The 17,052-nt window shown below is 70.7% G+C and carries 13 protein-coding genes; 5 read left to right on the top strand and 8 right to left on the bottom strand.

What is annotated here, in order from left to right:
* Positions 1-8: 8 nt before the first annotated feature.
* The 3 genes from ACFQ6S_RS04285 to ACFQ6S_RS04275 form a co-directional block, all read right to left on the bottom strand.
* Positions 9-839 carry a transferase gene (locus tag ACFQ6S_RS04285; protein ID WP_383403212.1) on the bottom strand — a complete coding sequence of 277 codons (831 nt, stop codon included), beginning with the start codon at positions 837-839 and terminating at the stop codon, positions 9-11.
* On the bottom strand, positions 836-2,101 hold the full coding sequence (locus tag ACFQ6S_RS04280; RefSeq protein ID WP_383403210.1) for a glycosyltransferase family 4 protein: 1,266 nt from the start codon (positions 2,099-2,101) through the stop codon (positions 836-838). The genes ACFQ6S_RS04285 and ACFQ6S_RS04280 overlap by 4 nt, the downstream gene beginning before the upstream one ends.
* Before the next feature lie 100 nt (positions 2,102-2,201).
* Positions 2,202-4,328 carry an alpha-galactosidase gene (locus ACFQ6S_RS04275; RefSeq protein WP_383403205.1) on the bottom strand — a complete coding sequence of 709 codons (2,127 nt, stop codon included), beginning with the start codon at positions 4,326-4,328 and terminating at the stop codon, positions 2,202-2,204.
* Between the two features lie 104 nt (positions 4,329-4,432).
* Between ACFQ6S_RS04275 and ACFQ6S_RS04270 the strand changes: the two genes are divergently transcribed.
* Entirely contained in the window at positions 4,433-5,470 is a 1,038-nt protein-coding gene (locus ACFQ6S_RS04270) for a LacI family DNA-binding transcriptional regulator (protein ID WP_383403202.1), read from the top strand.
* A 50-nt stretch (positions 5,471-5,520) separates the two neighbouring features.
* On the top strand, positions 5,521-7,980 hold the full coding sequence (locus ACFQ6S_RS04265; RefSeq protein ID WP_383403199.1) for a cellulosome protein: 2,460 nt from the start codon (positions 5,521-5,523) through the stop codon (positions 7,978-7,980).
* Between the two features lie 62 nt (positions 7,981-8,042).
* Here the strand turns inward: ACFQ6S_RS04265 and ACFQ6S_RS04260 are convergent, their stop codons facing one another.
* Entirely contained in the window at positions 8,043-9,812 is a 1,770-nt protein-coding gene (locus ACFQ6S_RS04260) for an ABC transporter ATP-binding protein (RefSeq protein ID WP_383403195.1), read from the bottom strand.
* Positions 9,813-9,940: 128 nt separating this feature from the next.
* The gene (locus ACFQ6S_RS04255; protein ID WP_383403192.1) at positions 9,941-10,798 is read right to left on the bottom strand and encodes an aldo/keto reductase; all 858 of its coding nucleotides are present in this window, start codon (positions 10,796-10,798) and stop codon (positions 9,941-9,943) included.
* A 257-nt stretch (positions 10,799-11,055) separates the two neighbouring features.
* Here ACFQ6S_RS04255 and ACFQ6S_RS04250 point away from each other — a divergent pair, with 257 nt between their 5' ends.
* Positions 11,056-11,943: a Gfo/Idh/MocA family protein gene (locus tag ACFQ6S_RS04250; protein WP_383403189.1), complete on the top strand. Its 888-nt coding sequence runs from the start codon at positions 11,056-11,058 to the stop codon at positions 11,941-11,943.
* A gap of 144 nt (positions 11,944-12,087) precedes the next feature.
* Here the strand turns inward: ACFQ6S_RS04250 and ACFQ6S_RS04245 are convergent, their stop codons facing one another.
* Complete coding sequence (locus tag ACFQ6S_RS04245; RefSeq protein WP_383403186.1) at positions 12,088-12,849, bottom strand: SDR family NAD(P)-dependent oxidoreductase; 762 nt, start codon at positions 12,847-12,849, stop codon at positions 12,088-12,090.
* A 147-nt stretch (positions 12,850-12,996) separates the two neighbouring features.
* Here ACFQ6S_RS04245 and ACFQ6S_RS04240 point away from each other — a divergent pair, with 147 nt between their 5' ends.
* Entirely contained in the window at positions 12,997-13,905 is a 909-nt protein-coding gene (locus ACFQ6S_RS04240) for an AraC family transcriptional regulator N-terminal domain-containing protein (protein ID WP_383403183.1), read from the top strand.
* Between the two features lie 20 nt (positions 13,906-13,925).
* Here ACFQ6S_RS04240 and ACFQ6S_RS04235 read toward each other — a convergent pair whose 3' ends face one another.
* Together ACFQ6S_RS04235 and ACFQ6S_RS04230 are read right to left on the bottom strand one after the other, a co-directional pair.
* The gene (locus ACFQ6S_RS04235; protein ID WP_383403181.1) at positions 13,926-14,252 is read right to left on the bottom strand and encodes a hypothetical protein; all 327 of its coding nucleotides are present in this window, start codon (positions 14,250-14,252) and stop codon (positions 13,926-13,928) included.
* Between the two features lie 123 nt (positions 14,253-14,375).
* Complete coding sequence (locus ACFQ6S_RS04230) at positions 14,376-15,272, bottom strand: GNAT family N-acetyltransferase (protein WP_383403178.1); 897 nt, start codon at positions 15,270-15,272, stop codon at positions 14,376-14,378.
* Between the two features lie 517 nt (positions 15,273-15,789).
* On the opposite strand from ACFQ6S_RS04230, the gene ACFQ6S_RS04225 reads away from it, so the two are divergent.
* Positions 15,790-16,998 carry a glycoside hydrolase family 64 protein gene (locus ACFQ6S_RS04225; protein ID WP_383403176.1) on the top strand — a complete coding sequence of 403 codons (1,209 nt, stop codon included), beginning with the start codon at positions 15,790-15,792 and terminating at the stop codon, positions 16,996-16,998.
* Positions 16,999-17,052 lie beyond the last annotated feature (54 nt).

The following is a 17,052-nucleotide window of genomic DNA, read 5'->3' as shown; positions in this document are numbered from 1 at the left end:
ACTTGCGGTCAGGTTCTGTCCGCAAGTACCGAGAGGTCGTTGTCGACCGTGTAGTAGGGCCGCACGACGGCATCGCCGGCCTCGGTCGCCGGAAAGACGTGGATCTCCTTGCGGTCCGCGACGTCGTCGAGAAGCCGGCCGATCCGTACCGGCGCCTTTCCCTCGGCGGATCCGACCCGGACGGACAGGTCCCAGACCCGGTTGCCGGCGTCGCCCCCGCCCGTCAGTTCCCCGTACTCCACGGTGAAGGAGAATCCGCGACCGTCGTCCGCGACCCGGGGCACGAGGGTCCGCACGGTCCCGCCATCGCCCCGCAGCCGCAGTCGTACGACGGCCCCCTCGGCGAGCGACGTGCCGTGCAGCCGGGCCCTGACCGTCATCGACCGGTCCGTGACGTCGATGCCCTCGACCTCCGCGTGGGCGGTGCGCAGCCAGGCCCGTACCGCGAGGTAGCCGTCCTTCGTCACGTACGGGACGCGCACGGCGACCGGCGAGGGCCGGTCACGAAGGTGTCCGTCGACCAAGGTCCGCAGGTCACGCAGGCCGGGGCGCAGACGCTGCCGGGGCGCGCCGGATTCGGGGACGAGGTACACGTCCCAGCGGCCTTCGGCGAGGACGAGTCGCGGTTCCAGGACGGCCTTCAGGCAGCCGTCCTGGAAGGGTTCGAGGTCGAGGGAGTGGAGGGTCTTCTCGGGCTGCCCCTTCTTCGGGCGCAGTCTCAGCAGCAGACGAGCGTCGACGGACGGTGCCCGGAGGGCGAAGGTGATCCGGCCGTCCGCGTCGGCGGTGCAGTCGACCCGGGGGATCGTGCCCTCGGTCGTACGGGTGTCCGTGTTCATCGCCGTCCCCTCCGTACCGTACGCAGCGCACCCGAGGCCACGGCGTGCGCGGCGTCGCGCGCTGCGAAGCCCTGGCTGACCAGGGCGCGTTGTATTCGCCTCGGTTCCGGTGCGACCGCTCGCGCTTCGCCCGGCGCGGCGGTCACCGCGTCGATCATGCGCTCGGCCTGCTCCACGACGGGGCCCGGGGCGAACCGTCGCGCGTTCTCCATCGCGGTACGTCCCATCCGCCGACGCCGCTCGTCGTCGCGGACCAGCTCCAGCAACGCGGCGCTCATGGCCTCGCGGTCCCCGACGGGGACCAGCCGGCCGTCGACGCCGTCCTCGATGATCTCGCCGGGACCGTGGGGGCAGTCGGTGCTCACCACCGGCAGTCCGCAGCGCATCGCCTCGACGATGGTCATGCCGAAGGGTTCGAAGTTGGCGGCGGTCGCGCCGATCGAGCCCTTGACCCACTCCGCCTCCATGGGGGCCGACGCGCCCATCAGAAAGGCGTTGTTGCACAGGCCGAGGTCCTGGATGAGCCGCCGAAGCCGGTCCCGTTCCTCGCCCTTGCCGTAGATGCGCAGTTGCCAGTCCGGGTGGGCGGCGGCGACCGGGGCGAAGGCCTCGATGAGGAGGTCGTAACGCTTCACCGGGACCAGCCGGCCGGCCGCGACCACCACCTTCGCGTCACCGTCCGCCGGGGGCAGCGCGGGATCGGGGACGCTGTTCGGAAGTGCCTCCACCCGGACGCCGGGCAGCCGCATCTTGCGCCGGTAGGCGGCGGCGTCCGCCTCCGTGACCGTGGTGAGCACGTCGAGTCTGCGGTAGGCCCGGCGCAGCGCCGTGCGCAGCCGGGGGGAATGGTTGTCGAGGGTGAGGTGCTCCTGCCCCACGCGGACGACCCGCTCCGGTGCCTGGAGCGCGAGGTGGACGTTGAGCCCCGGCCGTGTGCCGATGACCACGTCGGCGTCGGTCGTCGCCAGGCACTCGCCGATCCGTTCGTCGGTCAGCTCGCTGTACTGCCCGTAGCGGTACTCGGCGGCCGGGAAGACCCGTGCCGGTCTGAGATGCAGCGGATGTTCCTTCTCGTGCCGCAGATCCACCAGCGGTCTCAAGGACACCCTCGGGTCGAGGGTGAAGTTCGGGTGTTCCCGGTGCCTCAGGGCAGAGATGATCTCCACCTCGTGCCGTTCGGCGAGGGCCTGGGCCAGGTTGAACGTGGTGGTGATCGTGCCTCCGATCCCGTAGGCGTTGTGGAGCAGGAAAGAGATCTTCATGGCGGACTAGACCGCGTCCAGTCCCATTCAGTTGCCTTTTGTTATCGCCCTGTTGCCTTTCCGGCCATGTGTCCGACAGATGTGGGACCGCAACGCATGCCTAGACATGCGAGGTCAGCCGGACCAGCAGGAAACCGGGCGTGCGCGGCAGCGTGACCCGCAGCCCGTCGCCGTCCCACATCGCCGAACCGCCCTGGGCGCCGGACGGGTGCAGGATCTCCGCGTGGACCTCTCCGCCCGCCAAGTGACCCACGGGCAGCCGCAGTTCGGGCTCGCCGCCCCGCCGCCAGACCGAGACGTACGTCGTACGGTCGTCGGGCGACCGCATCCCGAGGGCCAGCCACTCGTCCGTCCACCCCGGCAGCCCCAGCGGCCAGAACGGCACGGCCCGCGCCAGGTCCCCACGTATTTTCCGGTACGTGGTCAGCGCGTTCCGCACGAGGGCGAGTTGGCGCCGGGTCATGCGATCCAGGTGGCCCGAGAGATGGATCCGGCCGAGCAGGGCCCCGCCCAGGGTGAAGGCGATCAGATCGTCGTCGTGGTCGGGCTGCGGATAGGCCCAGACGGCGCCCTGTTCGGGTGGCGCGGCGGTCGGGGCGGCGGCCGCGATCGGCGGGTGGCGCAGGGGGTCCTGCTGGTCGCTGGTGGACTGGAGTTGGGTTACGGACAGGGTCGCGCCGTCCATGCGCATGCCGCCCGAGGCACAGTTCTCGATCACCAAGTCCGGGTACCGGCCCAGCACTTCGGCGAGCCAGTCGAGGTAGGCCCGGGTGTGGCCGAGCAGACCGGCGCCCGGGGCGAGGTCTCCGGGAGCGAGCGTTCCGGGGTCGATCACGATGTTGTAGTCCAGCTTGAGGTAGCCCACGCCCCAGTCGCCGACGATCCTGTCCACGGTCCTGTCGAGGTGCGCGCGGGCGGCCGGATGGCGCAGGTCGAGCTGGTGACGGCCCTGCTCGGCGAGGCGTACACCGTCGCGCTGGAAGAAGGCGTCCGGGGGCAGTGAGGAGGCCAGCGGGCTGCGTACGCCGACGACCTCCGGCTCCAGCCACAGACCGGGCACCATGCCGCGCTCGCGGATCCGGTCCAGGACCGCTCGGAGCCCGCCGCCGGGGAAGCGGCGCGACGAGGGCAGCCACTCGCCGACGCCGTCCCACCAGCCGCCGTCCGTCGAGTCGTCGTACCAGCCGGCGTCCACGCAGAAGTACTCCGCGCCCACGTCGGCCGCCGCGTCGATCAGGGGCAGCAGCTTCTGTGTCGTGGGGTCGCCCATGAGCGTGTTCATGTAGTCGTTGAAGACGACCGGGAGGGTGGTGTGGTCCGGGTGCGGGCGGCGCACCGCCCGGCGGTACGAGGTCAGCGCGCCCATGGCCGCGTCGAACCCGGATCCCAGGGCCAGCACGCCCGGCACGGTGGTGAACTCCTCACCGGCGGCGAGCCGGACACGCCACTGGTGCTCGGTGTCCGTGGGGCCGTTCAGCGCCAGATACGTGCCGCGCGCGCTGTCGCCCAGGTCCCAGCGCCAGCCGGCCGGGGACTCGATCTGCCACAGCCAGGTGCGGCCGCTCCCCCGCTCCGTCAGCGCCCCCATCGGCAGATGACCGTCGGTGGGCCAGCTGCCGCGTCCGGCAAGGACCAGGGCGGCCCGGCTGTCGTGCTGATGGACATCGCCGTTGATGTCGGCGACGCTGTCGCGCAGTGGCTCGCTGTACCAACGGCACTCGGCGAGCCAGTCGTTGCGGGCTCGGCGTACATCGAGGGCGTCCGGTGCGGGCAGACCGCCGACCAGCAGGCTGCTGACGGACTGGAGGACGAGGGGCTCGGCTCCGTCGTTGCGCAGCCGGACGCGGGAGCGGAGCACCGGCAGCCCTTCCGGAGACGTCAGTTCGACGAACGCCGTCAACCCCGTTGCCGGGTCGTGGAGTTCGAGGTGCAGCCACCTCCGGTCGCCGTGCCTGCCGGTGCGATGGCCCCGGTACTTCAGCCGCGTGCCGAGGGCCGTGCCGGTGAACCGCGAGCCGGACCAGCCGCTGCCGTGCCCGAGGGCGGTCAACTCGACGAGGGGCAGGGCGCATGCGGGGGCGGCCCGGCCGGGGTCGCCGGGGCGGGCGAGGCGGACCAGCCGCAGGGTTCCGTCGGGAGCGGTGGCGAACTCCGCCTCCAGGCCGGTATGGCCCCAACCGAGCCTGTCCGGCGCGTTGTCGAAGGCCGCATCCGATGTGCTGGTCAAGGTGGTCCCCTCCTGAGCCCGCCGCTCGGGGGGCCGCGCCGACCAGCGTGAATACCTCGTCACGGTCTCTTGACGGCCTCCATGTGACCGGTCACAATCCTGGCATGCATGTGACCGGTCACACAAGGCACCCGGCGAGCATCAGAGATGTCGCGACCGCCGCCGGCGTCTCGTACCAGACCGTCTCCCGGGTCATCAACGGCCATCCCAGCGTCAGGCCCGCCACCCGGGACCGCGTGCTCGCCGCCATCGACGACCTCGGCTTTCGCCGCAACGCCACCGCGCTCGCGCTGGCCAGCGGACGCAGCAGGGCGGTGACCGTGCTCACCGCGAACACCACCCACCACGGCTACGCGTCCCTCCTCCAGGGCGTCGAGGAAGCGGCCCGCGCCGCGTCCTACGCGGTCGGGATCGGCGTACTCGAATCGGACGAGGAGGCCGCCGTCGCCGCCGGGGTACAGCGGGCGGCGGACGTCGGCGGCGGAGTGATCGTCATCGCCTACGATCCGGCCGGAGTGCGGGCGCTCGGCGCCGTCCCCGCCGAACTCCCGGTCGTCGGCGTGGTCGAGACCCCTCAGGCCCCGCCCGGCGGCGACCGCCCCCGGGTGTGGACCGACGACCGCGAGGCCGCCTACGAGGCGACCCGTCACCTGCTGTCCCTGGGCCACGAGACGGTGCACTACGTCGCCATCCCGTCCAGCACCCGCCGTACCAGCGCCCGCACCAACGGCTGGCGGAGTGCCCTGCGCGAGGCCGGAGCCACCGAACCCCGTCCGGTGCAGGGCGGTTGGGGCCCCGAGGGCGGTCACTCGGCCGGGCTGAGGCTGGCGCGGAACCCTGCCGTCACCGCGATCCTGTGCGGCAACGACGAGCTTGCGCTGGGCGTGTTGCGCGCCCTGCACGAATGCGGTCGTCCCGTCCCCGGCGAGGTCAGCGTGGCCGGGTTCGACGACGCCCCGCACTCGGCCTATCTGACCCCGTCCCTGACGACCGTACGCCTGGACTTCACCGGTCTGGGCCGGGCCGCGTTCGCGCTGCTGCACGGGATGTTGGAGGGGGCAGCGCAAGACGCCCCGCGCCCCGTCCGCGCACCGGAGCTGGTGGTCCGGGAGAGCTCCGGGCCGCCGCCCGCCATCGCCTGAACGCCCCACCGCAACCACCCCGGTCACATCAGCACTTGGAGGAACCGCAATTGGCAGGCACCCTCCCCTCGGCAGGCCCCGGTCCGCAGCGCCTCACCGTCGACCTCGGCGCCTCCGAGGGCCCGGTGATGCTCGGCGCCAACGGCGCTCTGTACGGACTCGGCGACGACGGGGTCCCGAGCGACGCCGCGCTGGAGCCCCTCAAGATCACGAGCATCTCCCAGAAGCCGGAAGGCGGCGCACAGCACCCCAACGGCGACGCGCTCACCGTCTCCAGGTCGTTCTTCCGCAACGGAGGCGGCGAGATCCTGGTGATGATGCAGGATGTCTACGCCGAGTGGCCGTACGAGGACCTCGGCATCGACGACTACCTCTCCAGGGTCGACAGAATCGTCGAGGAGGTGACGGCGGACCCGAACCGCGACCGTTTCGTCTACATCCCGTTCAATGAGCCCGACCAGATCTGGTACCGGCTCGACGTCTCCGGCCAGGCCGAGTACGAGGCCAACCGCGACCGGTTCTTCCAGGACTGGAAGGCGGTGTACCGGCGGATCCGCGCGATCGACCCCGCCGCGAGGATCGCCGGCCCCAACGAAGCCGCGTACCACAGCCGCCTGTTGCGCGACTTCCTCGCCTTCGCCAGGCGCGAGAACGTCCTGCCTCAGGTGATGACCTGGCACGAGCTGGACTCCGGCTCGCTGCGGGACTTCCAGGCTCACTACGACGACTACCGGGCCTTGGAGCGGGAGGCGGGCATCGCCCCGCTGAGGGTCAACATCGACGAGTACGCCAACCGCCGCGACCTGTCAGTGCCGGGGCAACTCGTGCAGTGGGTCTCGATGTTCGAGAGGAACAAGGTGTACGCCAACGCGGCCTACTGGGACGCGGCGGGCAACCTCAGCGGCCACGTGGTCCGCGCCAACATCCCCAACGGCGGCTGGTGGTTCTTCCGCTGGTACGCCGGGCTGACGGGCGACACCGTGCAAGTGACCCCACCGCGGCCGAGCGCCGTCGACACGCTCCAGGGCCTCGCCTCCCTCGACAGCGCCCGCCGCCAGGCCCAGGTCCTGCTCGGCGGTTCCGCCGGCGACTGCGACGTCGTGATCCGCGAGGTCCCCGGCTCCGTCTTCGGCCGTACGGTCACCGTGGTCGTCGCGGAGGCCGCCTGGTCCGGCTACGAGGGACGGCATGCGGCGCCGCGTGTGCTCGCCCGGACGAAGCTGCCGGTGGCCGAGGACGGTTCGGTGACCGTGCCGCTGCACGGCATGGACCGCATGTCCGCCTATCGGATCGTCCTCACCCCGGGCGGCTCCGGCACCCCGACCGCTCCTTTGGTCCCCTTCTCGGCGTCGTACGAGGCCGAGGACGCGGCCATCACCGACGGCGAGGTCACCACGCTGGGCACGGTCGAGAACGCCAACGGCTATGCCGCCTCCGGCACGAAGGACGTCGCCTCCCTCAACCGGCCCACCAGCAAGGTCGACTTCACGGTCACCGTCCCGCACGACGGGACGTACGACCTGGCGATCCTCTACGGCAACCAGTCCGGCGCCCCCGCCACCCAGCGCCTCTCGGTCGATGCCGGAGCCCCGGTCACCGTCACCTACCCCTCCACCCAGAACTGGGCCTACCGCGCCAGGAAGGAGTTGCCGGTCCACCTGGCGGCGGGCACCCATGTACTGACGCTGGCCAAGGGCTCCGCCGAGGTCACGCTCGACCGCATCGACCTGACCGCCCGCACCGGCGAGCCCACCGCCTCGTACGAGGCCACGCTGGCGGACATCGGCGGCAGGCCGTCGTACGACTACTCCTCGTCGGCCGACGTGGGCACGGGTGCCCTCGTGCTGCGTCCGGGAGACAGGGCCGTGTTCGATGTGTACGCCCCGTGTGACGGCTACTACACGGTGAGGCCGCGAGCGTCGGCGGCCGTGGAACTCGCCCTGCACGGAGCGACGGTGACGGCTGCGCCCGAACGCCCCCTGCGCCTGTACCTGGTGGCGGGCAACAACCGCGTCTCGGTGACGGCCGGGCACGCGTCGGTCCGTTCACTCGACGTCTCGGGCGACGGCTCGACGTCCGGCACCCTCACCTACGCCGCCGCCTCGGCCCGGCTCACGGGTGGGGCCGAGCTGGTCGAGTCGGCGTACGCCTCCAGCGGCTCCTACATCGGGCGGCTCGGCAACAGCCCGTCCAGTGCGGCCGAGTTCACGGTGCGGGCGCCCGGCTCGGGCCGCCATCTGCTGGTCGTCCACTACGCGCACAACGACCGGCGCGACAACGGCCACGCCTACAACACGGACATCATGTCCCGGACGGCGGACATCACCGTCGGCGACGGTACGCCGGTGACGGTCACCTTCAAGAACACCTGGAGCCCGGACGACTACTGGACCGTGGGCGTGCCCGTCGAGCTGGAGGAGGGCGTCAACAAGGTGACGTTCCGCAACGCGACGGCGTGGGCGCCGAACATCGACCGGATCGAGCTGGGCCGGGTCGTCCACCGACCGTAGCCCGGCCGGCCGTGCCGCCCGCTCCACCGGACGTGGTCCGTGGAGCGGGCGGAACACCCGTGTCAGGCGACCTGCCCGCTGTGCAGTGCCGCGTACGCCCCATTGCGGCGCAGCAGTTCCTCGTGGGTGCCGATCTCCTGGATCCGGCCGTCCCCCATCACCACGATGCGGTCCGCGCCCCGCACCGTGGAGAGACGGTGGGCCACGACGAAGGTGGTGCGACCGCGCAGCAGCCGGGCGAGGGCCTGCTGGACCAGCGCCTCCGACTGGGTGTCCAGGGCCGAGGTCGCCTCGTCGAGGACCAGGACCCTGGGGTCACGGATCAGCGCCCTCGCGATGGCCAGGCGTTGCTTCTGCCCACCGGACAGGCGTGCGCCGCGCTCGCCGACCAGGGTGTCCAGACCCTGCGGCAGCCGGTCGACGAACTCCAGCGCGTTGGCGTCACGCAGCGCCGCACGCACCGTCTCCTCGTCGGCGTCGTCCATGCCGTAGGCGACGTTCTCACGGATGGTGCCGTCGAAGAGGATCGACTCCTGCGGCACGACCGACACGAAGCGGCGGTATGTGCGCAGGTCGAGGGTGTTCATGTCGGTGCCGTCGAGCAGCAGCCGGCCGGAGGTCGGGCGGATGAAGCCGATGACGAGGTTCAGCACCGTGGACTTGCCCGCGCCGGACGCGCCGACGAGGGCGACGGTCTCCCCCGGCGCGACGGTGAGGCCGAAGTCCCGTACTGCTGGGCGGCCGCTGTCCTCGTAGGCGTAGCCCACATGGTCGAAGGTCACCGCGCCGCGCAGCGAGGTGAGTTCGGCCTTGCCCTCGTTGTCCTCCAGTTCGGGGGCCTGGAGGACCTCGCCGACGGAGCGTACGGATTCCAGGCCCTTGGTGATGACCGGTGCCAGTCCGGCCAGGGTGGTCGTGGAGTTGGTGAGGGTGGTCAGGAACGCGCTCAGCATCACGACGTCGCCGGCGGTGACGCCCCAGACGTCGTAGTACGAGACCAGCGCCGCGCCGGCGAGGACGAGCACGCCGACCACGTTCAGCACGACCCAGGCGAGCGAGCCGAAGCGGCCGTTGACGAGATCGAGGCGCATCCCGGAGGTCAGCAGCCGGTGCAGGGTGCCGTCCATGCGGCGCAGCGCCTTGCCCTCCAGGCCGTGGGCACGGGTGACCGGGATGAGGCGGGTCATCTCCGTGACGCGGGAGGAGAGGGTCTCCACTTCGTGCCGGAAGTGCTCGTTGTGGGTGCGCAGCCGGGCCCTCAGGCGGGCGACGACCAGTGCGGCGGCGGGCACGATGACCAGGAAGACCGGTACGAACTCCGGTGTGCGTACGGCGATGATGACCAGGCCGCCGATGAGCACGGTGGTCGCTCCGAGCCCTGTCTCCGCGGTCTGCTGCACCATCTGCTCGACGGTCTCGACGTCGCGCACGACTTTGGCCTGGAGCACACCGGCGCTGACGCGCGAGTGGTAGCCGATGGACAGTTGCTGCATGCGGGTGCACAGCGCGGAGCGCAGGCCGGTGCCCATCCGGCGCACGCTGCCGTACAGCAGACGGACGTACAGCAGGTGCAGGGGGTAGTTGACCAGCAGGATGAACATGATCACGCCGGTGTTCAGCCAGAGTCTGCTGATCGGCTGGTGCTGGACGACGGTGTCGATGATGGACGCAGTGATCAGCGGCAGCAGCCAGACCGGACTGTGCTTGACGGTGAAGACGCCGACCGCCGCCGCGAGGCGGTGGCGGTCGGCGCGGAAGAGATAGGCGAGCGTGCGTACGGGATGTTCGTCCCGGTAACGGTGGTCGAGCGGTCTCTCATGTGACGACGCCATCGGCGTTGTCCTTCCCGATGTTCCGGATGAAGAGCGGGCATTGAATGGATAGCAAGCGCTTTCCTATCCCGTTCCGGAAGGGTGTACACACCAGGTCGGACACGAATTCCCGCTCGCCCCCGGAAGATTCAGACGGCGTCCAGCTGCGCGATCTCCTCGGCGGTGAGCACGAGTTCGGTCGCGGCGAGAGAGTCCCGGACGGTCTCCGGGCGGCTCGACCCCGGGATCGGGACGACGACCGGCGACTTGGCGAGCATCCAGGCGAGGCAGACCCGCTGCGGGCTCACCCCGTGGGCCTCGGCGACGCGCGCGAACGGGGCGTAGGCGGAGCCCAGTTCACCGGCCCGTGAGATGCCGCCGAGCGGGCTCCAGGGCAGGAACGCGATGCCGAGTTCGTCGCACAGACGCAGCTCCGGCTCGCTGGAGCGGAACGCCGGGGAGAACTGGTTCTGCACCGAGACCAGCCTGCCGCCGAGGATGTCGTTAGCCTCCCTGATCCGGTCGGGGTTCGCGTTGGATATCCCGGCCATGCGGATCTTGCCCTCGTCGAGCAGTTCGCGTACGGCGCCGACGGACTCGGCGTACGGCACCCTCGGGTCGGGGCGGTGGAACTGGTAGAGCCCGATGGCCTCCACGCCCAGCCGGCGCAGGGACGCCTCGCAAGCATCCTTGAGGTACCGAGGGCTGCCGTCCAGCGTCCAACTGCCGTCGCCGGGGCGCAGATGGCCGCCCTTGGTGGCGACCAGCACGTCCTTGCCGAGGTCGTGGGAGGCGAGGGCCTTGGCGATGAGGGTCTCGTTGTGACCGACCTCGTGGGCATGAAGGTGGTAGGCGTCGGCGGTGTCGATCAAGGACACGCCGACGTCGAGCGCGGCGTGGATCGTGGCGAGGGAACGGGCCTCGTCCGGGCGGCCCTCGATGGACATGGGCATCCCGCCCAGACCGATCGCGCTGACCTCGACATCCCCGATGCGGCGGGTGTGCATGGGCTCGTGACCTCTTTCGGCTGTCGCGCGGAAAACGATGTCGTCCGGCGAGCGCGCCACGGATCGCACGCGGTACCGGACCGACTCCAGCGTGGCTTTCGGGTCGCGGGAGGTCCAATAGAAGAAAGCGAATGCATTCAGTGACGGCGCCGCTGAATCCCCGCTGCCGGGACCGCCCGGGTAACTGCTTGCGCCGCCTCCGGGTTGATGTGACACCCTCACCTCGATCGATCGACGGCATCGTGAGAGGCGGCGGCATGCGCATCGGACTGCTCGGCACCGGCCCGTGGGCCCAGATGGCCCATGCCCCCGCCCTGGATCGGCACGCCGAACTGGACTTCGTCGGGGTGTGGGGCCGCCGCACGGCCCCCACGAAGGAACTGGCCGACGCCTACGGGGTACGTGCCTACGACGACGTCGACGCGCTGCTCGCCGACGTGGACGCGGTGGCCGTCGCCCTGCCGCCGGCCATTCAGGCCGACCTCGCGGTGCGGGCCGCGCGGGCGGGCTGTCATCTGCTGCTGGACAAGCCGCTGGCACCGACGGTGGAGCAGGCACGGGCGGTCGTCGAGGCCGTCGAGTCGGCCGGGGTGGCTTCGGTCGTATTCTTCACCACCCGTTTCCAGCCGGAGACCGAGGCGTGGATCACCGAACAGGCGGCGGTGGAGGGCTGGTTCACTGGACGGGCGCAGTGGCTCGGCGCGGTGTTCAGCGATGACGGCAACCCGTTCGCGGACTCGCCGTGGCGTCGGGAGAAGGGCGCGCTGTGGGACGTGGGCCCGCACGCCCTGTCCGTGCTGCTGCCGGTCCTGGGGGACGTGCGGCGCGTGACGGCGGCCGCGCAGGGGCCCGGTGACACGGTCCACCTGGTCCTCGATCACAGCGGCGGCGCGTCGAGCACGCTGGCCCTGAGCCTCACGGCACCGCCCGCGGCGGCCGGGGCCGCGGTGGAGCTGCGGGGCACGGCCGGGGTGACACTCCTCCCGGAGAGCACCGAGAGCGCGGTCACCGCCCTGCTCCGGGCCACGGACGGCTTGCTGACCGCCGCCCGGACCGGGAACGCGCACGCGTGCGACGCGGGGTTCGGGCTGCGGGTCACCGAGATCCTGGCGACCGCCGAAGGGCTTTTGAACGGGGAGGCCTGACGGCGCGGGGGCCTCCGAGGCCTGGGCCGTGTCCCCAAGGTCCCGTCGTCCGCCCGCAGGGCGGGTCCCGCGGCATCTGGTGCGTGCTCTCGGCCTGGGGAGCGTGCCATGCGTCGCGGGGCAGGCGGGACTTCGCGGACCGGCCTAGAGGTTGTAGCCGCCCGACACCTCGATGTTCTGGGCGGTGACCCAGCGGCTCTCGTCGGAGACCAGGGTGGCGATCATCGCGCCGATGTCGTCGGGTTCCCCGACGCGGCCGAACGCCGTCTTCGCGGCGAGAGCCGGGACGACTTCCGGGTACCGGGTGAAGGCGTCGTCGGCGAGGCGGGTGCGCGTCGCCCCGGGCGAGACCGCGTTGACGCGGATGCCGCGGCCGCTGAACTCCTTGGCCATGTAGCGGGTCAGGACGTCGAGGCCGCCCTTCATGGTGGCGTAGGCCGAGTAGCCGGGCTCCAGGCCGGTCGTGGTGGCCGCCGAGTTGCTGCTCGTGTTGACGACGGCGCCCCCGTCCGCCATCAGGGGCAGCAGCTTCTGCGTCAGGAAGTACGGCCCCTTCAGCAGGACCCGGGTCAGCCGGTCGAACATCTCCTCCGACATGTCCTCGATCAACGCCGTCTGCGCGATCCCCGCGTTGTTGACCAGGTGGTCGAAGGTGTCGCGCCCCCAGGTGTCGCGCAGCACGCCGGCCACCTTGTCGCGAAAGGCGTCGAAGGTGTCGCTCGCACCGACGTCCAGCGGCAGCGCCACGGCGGTGCCGCCCGCCTGCTCGATGGCGGCGACCGTCTCCTGTCCGCCGCGGGCGTTACTGCCATAGGTCAGGATCACTCCGACCCCGCGCCCGGCGATCTCGATGGCGGCACTCTGTCCGATGCCGGAGCTGGCGCCGGTGACGATGGCGATCTTCATGGTCTCTCCTCTGAGCGAAACGGAAGCGGTGCAGTGATTCCATTCAACCCATCTGACCTGCGGATACGTTAGAACGATGCTCGCCGGTACTTGCACGATCCTCTCGCCTGCGGGAACCGTCGCACGCAACCGTGCTGCAATGGCCGTATGCCGCTGGAAGAACTCCGCGCCCTGCTGGCCCGGCACGTCCGACCCGACTGGACGACCGCCATCGACGGGGTGCTCATCTCGAAGGTCGACCGGCCCGACCCACCGGCGCCCTCGATGTCCGGCACGGTCCTCGCGGTGATCGCCCAGGGCGCCAAACGACTCGCCCTGGGCGACCGGGTCTATGAGTACGGCCCCGGGCAGTACCTGGTCGCCTCCGTCGATCTGCCCGTCACCGGACAGTTCCTCCAGGTCGGCCCCGAGCAGCCGGCGCTGGGCTTCGGTCTCACCCTGGAGCCGTCAGCCGTCGCCGAACTGCTGCTCCAGGCCGGGCCGGGAGACGCTCCCCGGGCCGGCCCAGGCGCACCGTCGGGGATCGCCGTCAGCGACGCCTCCACGGCACTCCTCGACGCGGTGGTCCGGCTGCTGCGTCTGCTCGACGAACCCCGCGATCGGGCCGTGCTCGCCCCCTTGGTCAAGCGCGAGATCCTGTGGCGCCTGATCACGGGTGAGCAGGGAGCGACGGTTCGGCAGCTCGGCCTCGCCGACAGCAGCCTCAGTCATGTCTCGCGGGCCGTGCGCTGGATCCGCGAGCACTATGCGGAGCCCTTCCGGGTGGAGGACGTCGCCCGCAGGTCCGGCATGAGCGTCTCCGCCTTCTACCGCAACTTCCAGGCGGTGACCGCGATGAGCCCCATCCAGTTCCAGAAGCAGATCAGGCTCCAGGAGGCCAGGCTGCTGCTCACCACACACCCGGGCGATGTCACGGGCGTGGGTCAGCGCGTCGGCTATGACAACCCGTCACAGTTCAGCCGGGAATACCGCCGCCAGTTCGGCGCACCGCCCAGCAGGGACGCCGCTCGGCTGCGGGATGCCGTGCGCGGCAGCCACGCGGGTGCCCTTCCCTGAGTCGACCGGGGGGCGGAGCACTAGTCCTCGAACGGCTCCTCGCTCCACCGGAACCACGCCCTGTCACCCTCGATGTGCAGCAGGAACTCGGCGACGGGGCCGTCCGGCGAGGACAGTGAGACGCGTCTTCGGATCTCGTCGTAGGCGGCCTCCCATTCCTCCCAGAGCTCGTCGTGGTCCCGCTCCAGCAGCGCCAGTTCACGGGCGAACAGGTCACGGACATCGTCGTATCCCGGGCCGGGCGTGAAGTGGCCGGACAGCCAGGGGAAGTCGGCCTCGTCGATACGGATCTCCCCCACCGGCTCCTCGCCGCTGCGCACCTGCCAGACGCCGCCGTCGAACCCCATGCCGCCCCTCCGTCACCCGCCGTCGATCACTGTCGGCCAGCATGCCACCGGGCACTGACAGACGGCCCGGACCTGCGGTCGAGGTCCGGGCCGCCCTCCCTCACAAGAGGGTGCTGGCGCTCGCTACGCCTGGCCCACCGGATGGAAGTTGATGCGTTCCTTCACAACGGGGTAGCCGGCCTTGGTGAAGTTCGCGGCCATGGGGAAGTTGCCCTGGTCCGTGCCCCCGGTGATGACCTCCGCGCCCTGCTCGGTGAGGAAGTGGGTGCACTCGGCGAGGAGGTCGTAGGCATAGCCGTGGCCGCGCTGTTCCGGGACGACCCCGATGAAGCCGATGGTCGGGCCGGAGGGATTGTGCGCCGGGATGTGGATGCCGGCCAGGTCGCCCTCCGGGGTGTAGGCGACCTGCCACCACTCCCGTGGGGACGGGCACCAGTGGAAGAAGTCCAGCTCCTCCTGGGCGGCTTGGTCGAGGCCGCCCTCCTCGATGGCGCGCAGCGAGTGTGCGTCCAGGGTGGCGGAGTGGATGCGGCGCAGGGCGTCGAAGAAGACCGCGTCGTCGGACTCGGCGCCGAAGCGCAGCCGTCCGGGACGCTCGGGCAGTCCGAGCTCCGGGGTCCAGCGGTACAGGAAGCGTTCGACGAGGAGTTCGTACCCGGCCGCGCGTGCGGCGTTGAACCGGGCCTCGGCGGCGGCCTTGAGGACGGGGTCGTCCCGCCAGCCGCTGGGCAGGTTGATCTCCAGTTCGACCCGCCAGGGGACGGACCGCAGGAGTTCGGCGCCGGCCTCCTCCTCGCCCTCGGTCACGTCGAACCAGTTGATGTTGATGGGCTCCGAGTCGTCGGGGCCGCCCCACCAGGCGCCACGGGCGACGACCGTGCCGTCGCGCAGGGCCACCCGCTTCCACTCGGTGCGGAACCGGGTACGCCGGTGGCCGTCACCGGCGTCCAGCGGGTCGGGGTGTGCGTCGAAGAGATGGGCGTCGCTCGTGGTGAGCGCGCGGATGACCAGATCGGTCACGGATTCCTCCGGGATACAGGCTGCTTGGAGCGCTCCCGGTCAGATCGTGAACAGCACGCCGGGGCAGCGAAGAAGGGAGCGCGGGAAAGATGTGAACTGCACGGCACTCGCCTCCTTCCGTCCGTCTCAAGGCGTGGAGCCACACAGTACGTGATCTTCGGCGGCGTCGCCACGGGTTTTCCGCGTCTATCGGGGGTCGTCAACCGGGGAATGCTGAGAGCGCTCTCACCAACCCTTGACAGACTTAAGCCAACCTTAGGCGAGGGTTAAGCGGATGTAGTCATTCCGTGTTGGTTCAAGTTCTCGCAGTTCAGGGGGTTTTGGGCCTGGTGCAGACCTGTTGGCCGACGCGAGGGGCATGCGTACCATCGGGGCTCATCGGCGGCACTGACGGTCGGTCCGAGGACATTCCGAGAGCGCTCTCAGGGGACGCTTTTCGCCATCTCTCTCGGGACGACCTTGCAGGCCCGCCGCCGCGACCCAAGTACCCCCACGAGTACTCCGGGAGACCCCCCACATGGCACCCCGTCATCAGCGCCCACTCGGTCGACGCAGGCTTCTCCTCGCCCTCGGCGGTGCGGCGGTGGCCGTCCCCGCCGCCGCCACCCTGGCCCCGTACGCCCTCGCGGACACGTCCGCTGCCGGCGACGCGTCCGTCGCGGCGGGTCCGCTGCCGCTGACGATCGTCAACGACAGCGGCTCCTTCGGCAACGCGAGCGTGCACCTCTACATCGTCGGCAACCAGGACGGCAGGCAGGTCCGTGTCACGCCCGACGGCACCCTCGCGCCGATCGCACTGTCGGACAACGGCTCCGACGGCTTCACCGACTACGCCATCTCCCTGGCCGGCAGCGGCGAGACCCGGCTGTCCCTCCCCTACATGTCCGGCCGGATCTATGTGTCGCTCGGCGAGAAGCTCAAGTTCAAGGCCGTGACCGACGGCAACGGCAATGCCGCGCTCCAGTACCCGGCGGGCTGGGTGACGTCCGACCCCAACTACCCGGTCCTGCACGACTGTGCAGAGTTCACGTACAACGCCTCGGGCATGTTCTGCAACACCACCATGGTCGACATGTTCAGCGTGCCGATGAGCATCCGGCTGACCGGTGCCAAGGACCAGTCGACGGGCCGACTGCGCGCCGGCGGACGGGCGGACGCGTTCGCAGCGGTCCGCCAGGTCGAGCAGTTCGCTCCGCTCGTCGTGGACGACAGGCGCCTCATCGCCCCGGGTCACGGTCTGGACGCCGGACTGTTCGCCAAGGACTACCTCGCGCCGTACATCGACGAGGTGTGGAGCACGTACACCGGGCGGGACCTCACCGTCACGACCAATGCGGGGACGTTCACCGGGCGGGTCCGCGGTGATCGGTTCACCTTCGACGGGCCCGCCCAGGTGTCCTTCGCCAAGCCGTCGACGCGGGACGTGCTGTTCTGCGACGGCAATCTAGCCGCCCCCAACGACGGCACGACCGGTCCCGTCGCCGCGGTGCTCGGTGCCGGCTTCAACCGCTCGACCCTGCTCAGCCATCCCGCCCAGCCCACGACCGACGCCGGCACCTTCTACCGGACCGACCTGACCAATCACTACGCCAAGGCGATGCACGCGGCCACCGCGGACGGCAAGGCGTACGGCTTCGCCTTCGACGACGTGGCCGACTTCGCCTCGTACATCCAGGACACGGCGCCGACGGGGATCACGCTGACGCTCACGCCCTTCGAGGGCTGACACGGCGCGGGAGGGGGTGGGGTGCCGGCGCCTCCGGATGCAGGGTCCGCTCAG

The sequence above is a fragment of the Streptomyces sp. NPDC056479 genome (genome assembly GCF_042795335.1).
Lineage (GTDB): Bacteria > Actinomycetota > Actinomycetes > Streptomycetales > Streptomycetaceae > Streptomyces.
Note: the sequence above shows the minus strand (reverse complement) of the source record. Positions and strands in the feature narration are given on the sequence as shown.